Annotated in this window: 5 protein-coding genes and 1 pseudogene; 2 read left to right on the forward strand and 4 right to left on the reverse strand. The window is 60.9% G+C overall.

Annotation, left to right across the window (positions count from 1 at the left end; genetic code table 11):
- Nucleotides 1-402 precede the first annotated feature (402 nt).
- The 4 genes from B1964_RS27735 to B1964_RS27750 form a co-directional block, all read right to left on the reverse strand.
- Nucleotides 403-1,113 (reverse strand): TetR/AcrR family transcriptional regulator, encoded by a 711-nt coding sequence (locus B1964_RS27735; RefSeq protein WP_079932115.1) that lies wholly within the window; start codon nt 1,111-1,113, stop codon nt 403-405.
- 230 nt (nt 1,114-1,343) lie between these two features.
- On the reverse strand, nt 1,344-2,042 hold the full coding sequence (locus B1964_RS27740; RefSeq protein ID WP_253194240.1) for a TetR/AcrR family transcriptional regulator: 699 nt from the start codon (nt 2,040-2,042) through the stop codon (nt 1,344-1,346).
- Between the two features lie 36 nt (nt 2,043-2,078).
- A complete protein-coding gene (locus B1964_RS27745; RefSeq protein WP_079932117.1) occupies nt 2,079-2,693 on the reverse strand; it encodes a DUF4916 domain-containing protein in 615 nt (204 codons plus the stop codon).
- A 123-nt stretch (nt 2,694-2,816) separates the two neighbouring features.
- Complete coding sequence (locus B1964_RS27750) at nt 2,817-4,121, reverse strand: DUF1972 domain-containing protein (RefSeq protein ID WP_253194241.1); 1,305 nt, start codon at nt 4,119-4,121, stop codon at nt 2,817-2,819.
- A gap of 33 nt (nt 4,122-4,154) precedes the next feature.
- Between B1964_RS27750 and rfbA the strand changes: the two genes are divergently transcribed.
- Together rfbA and B1964_RS27760 are read left to right on the forward strand one after the other, a co-directional pair.
- Nucleotides 4,155-5,021, forward strand: a complete 867-nt coding sequence (rfbA, locus tag B1964_RS27755) for a glucose-1-phosphate thymidylyltransferase RfbA (RefSeq protein WP_079932119.1) — start codon at nt 4,155-4,157, stop codon at nt 5,019-5,021.
- A gap of 594 nt (nt 5,022-5,615) precedes the next feature.
- Nucleotides 5,616-6,382, forward strand: a pseudogene (locus B1964_RS27760) (sugar transferase); the annotation flags it as partial.

The following is a 6,382-nucleotide window of genomic DNA, read 5'->3' on the forward strand; positions in this document are numbered from 1 at the left end:
GACGATTCGCCATACCCCATTATCGCAGCAAACCAACCGTTCAAGCAATTACGACGCGCGCCACTAGCGCTCCGTGTGAGGCCGGCTGTAGAGGCCCTGTGCGGCCGCAGCCGCAGCTGGGATGATCTGATGGCCTCCTTCGAGACTGACTACTCCTTGCGGTACCACTCAAATCACACTGATCAGTCGTGCGGCAGCGGCCACCGCGGAAGGCGCTCATGTCCGCTATCGCTGTTCGAGCGGCGGTCACAACTGGTTCGCGTGGGCGACGACGCACGCGCCGATGCGGATAGTTCCGTTCGGCGCTGGATGTGGTAGCGGCCAGCATTTCGGTGTCGAAAGAACTCTCAGTACTGTCACCCTCGTCCATCTCGCACCGGTGAGCCGCGTCCGGAGCATCACTCAGGCCGACGCGACTTCTGCCGACCCGCCGACCTTCCGCGCCGGCTGCGCGCGAATCGCCTTGCGGGTGGTGGCCGGAACCGTGGTGCGCGCGTTGGCGATGGCGCCGTCGATGAGCGCGGCGAGGAAGGGGACGACGCTGTATCCCTCGGACAACGGCTTCCATTGCTCGAAAACGCGTGCCGACGACGGGTGGGCGTCCATGTCTGCATCGGTGAACTCGGGTGCGGGCATGTGATCGCCGCGGCGCACTCGTGCCTCGCCGTTCCACTGCAGTTCCGAGGAGATGACGAACCACGTCGTGCGCCACAACCCGAAGGCTTCGTCGTCGTCGAATCCCAGTTCGTAGCAGGCGGATAGGAAGTTCTCGGCCTGGGACAGTGAGGGAATGCCGACGCTGGTGCCCTCGTGCAGCACGTCGGAGATCCACGGGATGTCACCCAGCTTGTCGTAGAGGTCCACCGACTGGCTCAGCAGTCGCTCCCGCGGGGGACCCGAGTAGCGCGACCACACGACGCGCTGGACGACTTCACCGAGCACCATCGTGAGCAGAGTGCTCTTGTTGGGCACGTAGTAGTACACGGCCATCGGTCGCAGATGTAGCTCGGCGGCGAGGTGGCGCATGTTGAGGGCGTCGACCCCGCCCTCGTTGAGAATGCGGATCGCCACGTCCACGATGTGCTGCCGTCGTTCGATGTTCGCGCCGTCCATCTTTGCCATTCTTAACGACACTTCGGTCAATAGCGAGTAGGACCAAGGTCCCGATACTGTTCATTTGACTAAGGAAATGCATATCAACCTGCAACTATCTCGGACGAATCCAGTCGGTATCGCACAGAGGCTCATGCGGAAGCGCGAAACAAATTCTCCGGAATGAACTCGATCACTTTCTCGATACTCGCAACCGCTGAATGATGATGCTGGCGAGCACGATCCGAGAACTACGAGACGTCCAGCTCGTGGATCGGCGGCGTGACACCAGAGATCGGAACCGTGGGGATCGTGACGGCTCCGTTCGCCCGACTCACTGCGCCATCGATCAATGCAGCAATGTGCGGTGCAATGGAGTACGTGTCGCGCAATTTGTCCCACTGCTCCACGAAGTGTGCCGCCAGGGGGCGATCGGTCAATTCCTCGGAGGTGAAGTCTGGTGCTGTGCTTTCACCGGTCGGCGCGCGGTGGGTCTGCGCGCTGCTCATCAACTCCGAGGAGACGAGGAACCAGATGGAGCGCCAGAGCCCGAACGACTCGGCAGCGTCGAGGCCCAATTCGAGGCAGGCCACCAAGAACTGCTCTGCTTGTTCGGGGCTCGGATGTGTCGGCTGTGCGCCGGCGGCCAGCAGGTCGGGAATCCAGGTGATCGACGAGAGTCGGGTGTACAGGTCCATCGACTGGCTCAGCAGTCGCGTCTGCGCCGGCCCGCAATAGGTGCCGCGGTCGAGGCGGTCGAGGGTCTCGGTGAGCACCATCGTCAGAAGTGCACTCTTGTTGGGGACGTAATAGTAGAGCGTCATCGGTCGTAGGTGGAGGTGAGCGGCGAGGCCGCGCATGTTCAGGGAATCGACGCCGCCATCATCGAGGATGTCGATTGCTGCTTGGACGATCTGGTGGATCCGTGACTGATGACTGAATGGCTCCACGGTCCGATTCTGAACCAGCGCCATACGATCTGCCAGTTATGGGCGATTCTGCAACGGCCACCGCTCGATCGCCTCGATCACCCGCTGCACCAGACTGAAACTGCCGGGCCACATGTCGATGCCGCTGAGTTCGTCGACGTCGAACCACGCGAACGCCGACGCTTCGTCTGCGCTCCCGGGTCGCAGGGACACGCCCGTCGGCATCGTTGCCGCATAACAGGTGCTGACGGCGTGCTTGCGGGGATCGCTGCCGAACGGGTGGATGGGCGCGGGCTGATCGTGCGCAAGCCCGAGATTCGGTGGGAACCACTCGCTGACAACGGGATACCGCAACACATCGAAGTCGATGGCCGCTGCAGCGTCGGCCTCGGAGTCGAAGGTGAACGTGTCGTACGCGTGGCGGACAAGGCCGGCGCGCAGTGTCTCGCCGAAACGGACGCGTCCACCGACCTGGCACCACACGTGGGTGGTCCGATCGGGGTCGGGGAACGGTCGACTGATGAGCCCGACCCGCAGCACCTCGCCAGTGGCGGGATCGAGGTCCACCGGAAAGAAGTCGACGCAGCAGATCGGCATCGAGCGCTGGATGGCGTTCCATGTTTCTGTGGACAGCCAGCCGTCGGTGGCCTCTGCGTCGGTCTTCTGGATCATTCGACAACTGTATCCGCGTCAGGACGACGGGAGGTCAAGCTCCCAAGCTTGCGAGCAGCTACCAGTGTCTCAATGGTCCGGCACACAACGCGCCATAGTTGATTGGTCGAGCGATCGGGTCCGTCAGCCTGTCCATTCCACCCGCTTCCGCCGGGCTCGCCGATGCGAGGAGCGGTGGCTGTATCCGTCTGCCAAACGAAGCGCGAGAGCCTCGTACTCATCGGTCACGTCGTCCCAGGTGTAGTTGTCGCGAGCGTGTTGCTGCAGTTGCGCGCCGACGTCAGCCACTTTCGATGCCGACTCCTCGACGGTCTGAATGCATTTGGCGACATCCTTGGAGTCGGAGAAGAACCAGCCGTGCCCGTTCAGTACGTGCTTGTTGAAAGACACGTCGTAAGCGACCACTGCCCTGCCGGCGCCGATCGCTCGTAGTAGTGATGGATTGGTACCACCCACTGAGTGACCGTGAATGTAGGAACAAGCGTGGTAGTAGAGGGAGTCGAGCTGCTCCTGGTCGTAGATGGCTCCCAGAAGCTTGATCCGCGCGTCGTTGTCCGCGATTGCCTGAATCTTCTTCGTGTACTCCTCCGAGTACGGGGCCGAGCCAACAACTACCAAAGGCTTGGATGCCGCCGAATCGTGGTAGCCCTCCACGATTTCCAGGACATGGTTCTCTGGTTCAAAGCGTGCGACAACCAGATGGTAGTCGCCAGGGGTGAGCGCCAACTCTGCCACGCGTGCACTGTCCATCGCCTCGATGTGAGGTGCTCCGTACGCGATGAGCTCAGTAGTAGCTCCGAACTGATGACGGTAATAGTCCGATATGCCCGGTGAGTCCGCAATTAATGCATCAGAAGTTCGCACTCCAAAGGACTCCGCGAGTCGATAGTAATGTCTTCCGGCGCCACCCCACTTGCTCCGCTTCCACTCAAGTCCGTCGACGTGAAGTGCTGTGGGAATACCGCGCAATCGCAACGCGGGAATGAAAGGTGAATTTGCTGCATTGAATACAATCGCAACATTGGGGGTCCGGCGCGCGATGGCATGGAGGACAGAGAGGGCTGTGTGACTGGGTGTCTCGAGCGCCTTCTTATGAATAGCGGGAAGGGTCACGCGCCGCATGCCGAGGTACTCGCTGCCGATCTGACTTTCGTTGCGGCCGTAAACGCTAACGCGATGACCGCGTGACACCATCCGTCGGCCCACCTCCTCGACGGCTGTCTCGAAGCCGCCGTATGCGGCTGGAACTCCGCGCGTGCCGATGAGGGCAATGTGTAGTCGACGGGCCGGCGAAGATCCGGTAGCTGGCATGAAAGTCATTATGAAGCCATCGGCCGTGATTCGCGAAACGAGACCTTCCATTCGATTCAATAATCGTCTGTTCGTACCAATCTTCGTGGGCATCAACACATCGACGTTCTTTAGCATGCGATAGCCAACTCGATGTCTTAGTCTCGGGCAATGCGCGGCATCATCCTTGCCGGTGGTACCGGCTCCCGTTTACATCCGATCACTCAGGGCGTTAGCAAGCAGCTGGTGCCGGTCTATGACAAACCGATGATCTACTACCCGCTGTCGACGCTCATGCTCGCGGGCATCCGAGACATCCTCGTCATTACGACCCCGAACGACGCGGCAGCGTTCCAGGGCTTGCTGGGGAGTGGGGACCAGTTCGGGATCAACATCACCTACGTCCAGCAGCAATCGCCTGATGGCCTCGCGCAGGCATTTGTCCTCGGTGCGGACCACATCGGAAACGAGTCGGTCTCACTTGTGCTCGGCGACAACGTCTTCTATGGGCCCGGACTTGGCACCCAGCTCCACGGTTTTGATGACCTGCACGGCGGCGCTGTGTTCGCCTACTGGGTTGCCAACCCCACTGCATACGGTGTCGTCGAGTTCGACGACACCGGCACCGCGGTGTCGCTCGAGGAGAAACCCAGTGAACCGAAGTCAAACTTTGCTGTGCCCGGTCTCTACTTCTACGACAATGACGTGATTGAGATCGCGCGCAACCTCCAGCCGAGTGCGCGCGGCGAGTACGAGATCACCGACGTCAACGCTCACTACTTGGCTCAGGGCAAGCTGGCAGTTCGGGTGTTACCCCGTGGCACAGCGTGGCTCGACACCGGCACATTCGATTCGCTGCTGGATGCAGGCAACTTTGTTCGCACCGTTGAGCAAAGGCAGGGGCTGAAGATTGCTGTGCCGGAGGAGGTTGCGTGGCGGCAAGGCTACATCAGTGACGATGAGCTCGTCGCCAGGGCTGAGAAGCTGCGCAAGTCAGGGTATGGCGACTACCTGCGTGGCCTGATCGATCGCGGGTGATTCGTCCAACAGGACTCTCTTCCCTCTTGCGATTGAGCGTCGGTGCGCGTCCACCCTGCTCGATCGTGGGCTTATCCCATACGGCCGGTTTCCGGATTGCAAATATGAAGTTTATGCGACAGAACCCCATTGCATGGATTGCGCAGGAGTCGAAAGCGCTGTAGTTCGTTTGGGTGAATTCTTCCGCCCGAAGCCCTCTGTCTATTGTTTCATCCACATTGCATCCTGCGAAAACGACGTGAATGCACCTGGCGCGTGAAGCGGACCGCCGCCTGAACCGAGCACTAAATAATATGCCCAACAGTGGATTTCGCAACGAGCGCTGGTGCATCCGACACGATACTCGAGACTTGCATCACACTGCTTTCGCTGGTGTTCTCGGGCCTCCAAATTGTGCAGAACCTGAGAGCAAGCTATCTTTTTCGTACATGTCCGAACCGGGCATGACGCTGTTGCAAGAAATCGAGATCACTTTGCAGGGACGTCGGTGTCTGGGGATGGGCTACATGCCTACGGTCGTTCCCGTTCAACACGACGGGAGGTGCGCACTATGTGTATTGTGAGCGCGTTCGGTTGGACTCTTCGGGGGAAGTTGTGACCGCTAATCGCGATCTGAGGATTGGTCGTCGGCCGCTGGCAGCGGGCGACGACAGTGACGTCCGCACGCCACAGTCATGGGTGCTCGGCTACCTGCGTACAGTCGCCTGGGGTGACTTTGCCATCGTGGTCGCATCGATCGCGGTGGCCCAGCTGGTGCGGTTCGGCTCCGACGATCCCCTGGAAGCCAACGGCGAGTTGGGTATTCCCGCCGCGTTCGTTTCCGTGGTGCTCGCGGTCGCTTGGCTGGCGGCGCTTCGTGTGTTCCACACGCTCGATCGCCGGGTCATCGGGTCGGGGCCCGACGAGTACAGCCGCGTCGTCACCGCGTGCTTGTCGGTGTTCGGCGTGCTGGCTATGGTGGATCTCCTGTTCCGGCTCAACATCGCACGCGGTTTCCTCCTAATCGCGCTGCCGGTGGGCACCCTCAGCCTTGTCACGGCTCGCTGGTACTGGCGAAAGCGACTCACACGTCAGCGCCAACGGGCACGTCACCTGGAGAAGCTGCTCGTCGTCGGATCGGTCGGAGCGTCCGCTCCTTTGGTCAAGAGACTGCTGAACACCCCGGCTCTGGGCTACGACGTGATGGGTGTGTGCCTGCCGCCCAGTAGGAGGGGCACACCCGAGGAACTTCGCATCGACGACCGCCACGTTCCCGTGTTCGGAGACTTCGACGACGTGACGTCGGCGGTCAAACACACTGGCGCGACCACCGTCGCGGTGACCTCTACCGAGGCGCTTGGACATCAAGCGATGCAGGACTT

Origin of the sequence: Gordonia sp. i37 (assembly GCF_002043085.1) — a bacterium.
In the GTDB taxonomy this organism is placed as follows: domain Bacteria; phylum Actinomycetota; class Actinomycetes; order Mycobacteriales; family Mycobacteriaceae; genus Gordonia; species Gordonia polyisoprenivorans.

What these genes read in the sequence shown, in the direction of transcription:
- B1964_RS27735 (WP_079932115.1), bottom strand. Translation starts at nt 1,113, where the DNA reads ATGGACGGCGCGAACATCGAACGACGGCAGCACATCGTGGACGTGGCG.
- B1964_RS27745 (WP_079932117.1), bottom strand. Translation starts at nt 2,693, where the DNA reads ATGATCCAGAAGACCGACGCAGAGGCCACCGACGGCTGGCTGTCCACA.
- B1964_RS27750 (WP_253194241.1), bottom strand. Translation starts at nt 4,121, where the DNA reads ATGCTAAAGAACGTCGATGTGTTGATGCCCACGAAGATTGGTACGAAC.
- rfbA (WP_079932119.1), top strand. Translation starts at nt 4,155, where the DNA reads ATGCGCGGCATCATCCTTGCCGGTGGTACCGGCTCCCGTTTACATCCG.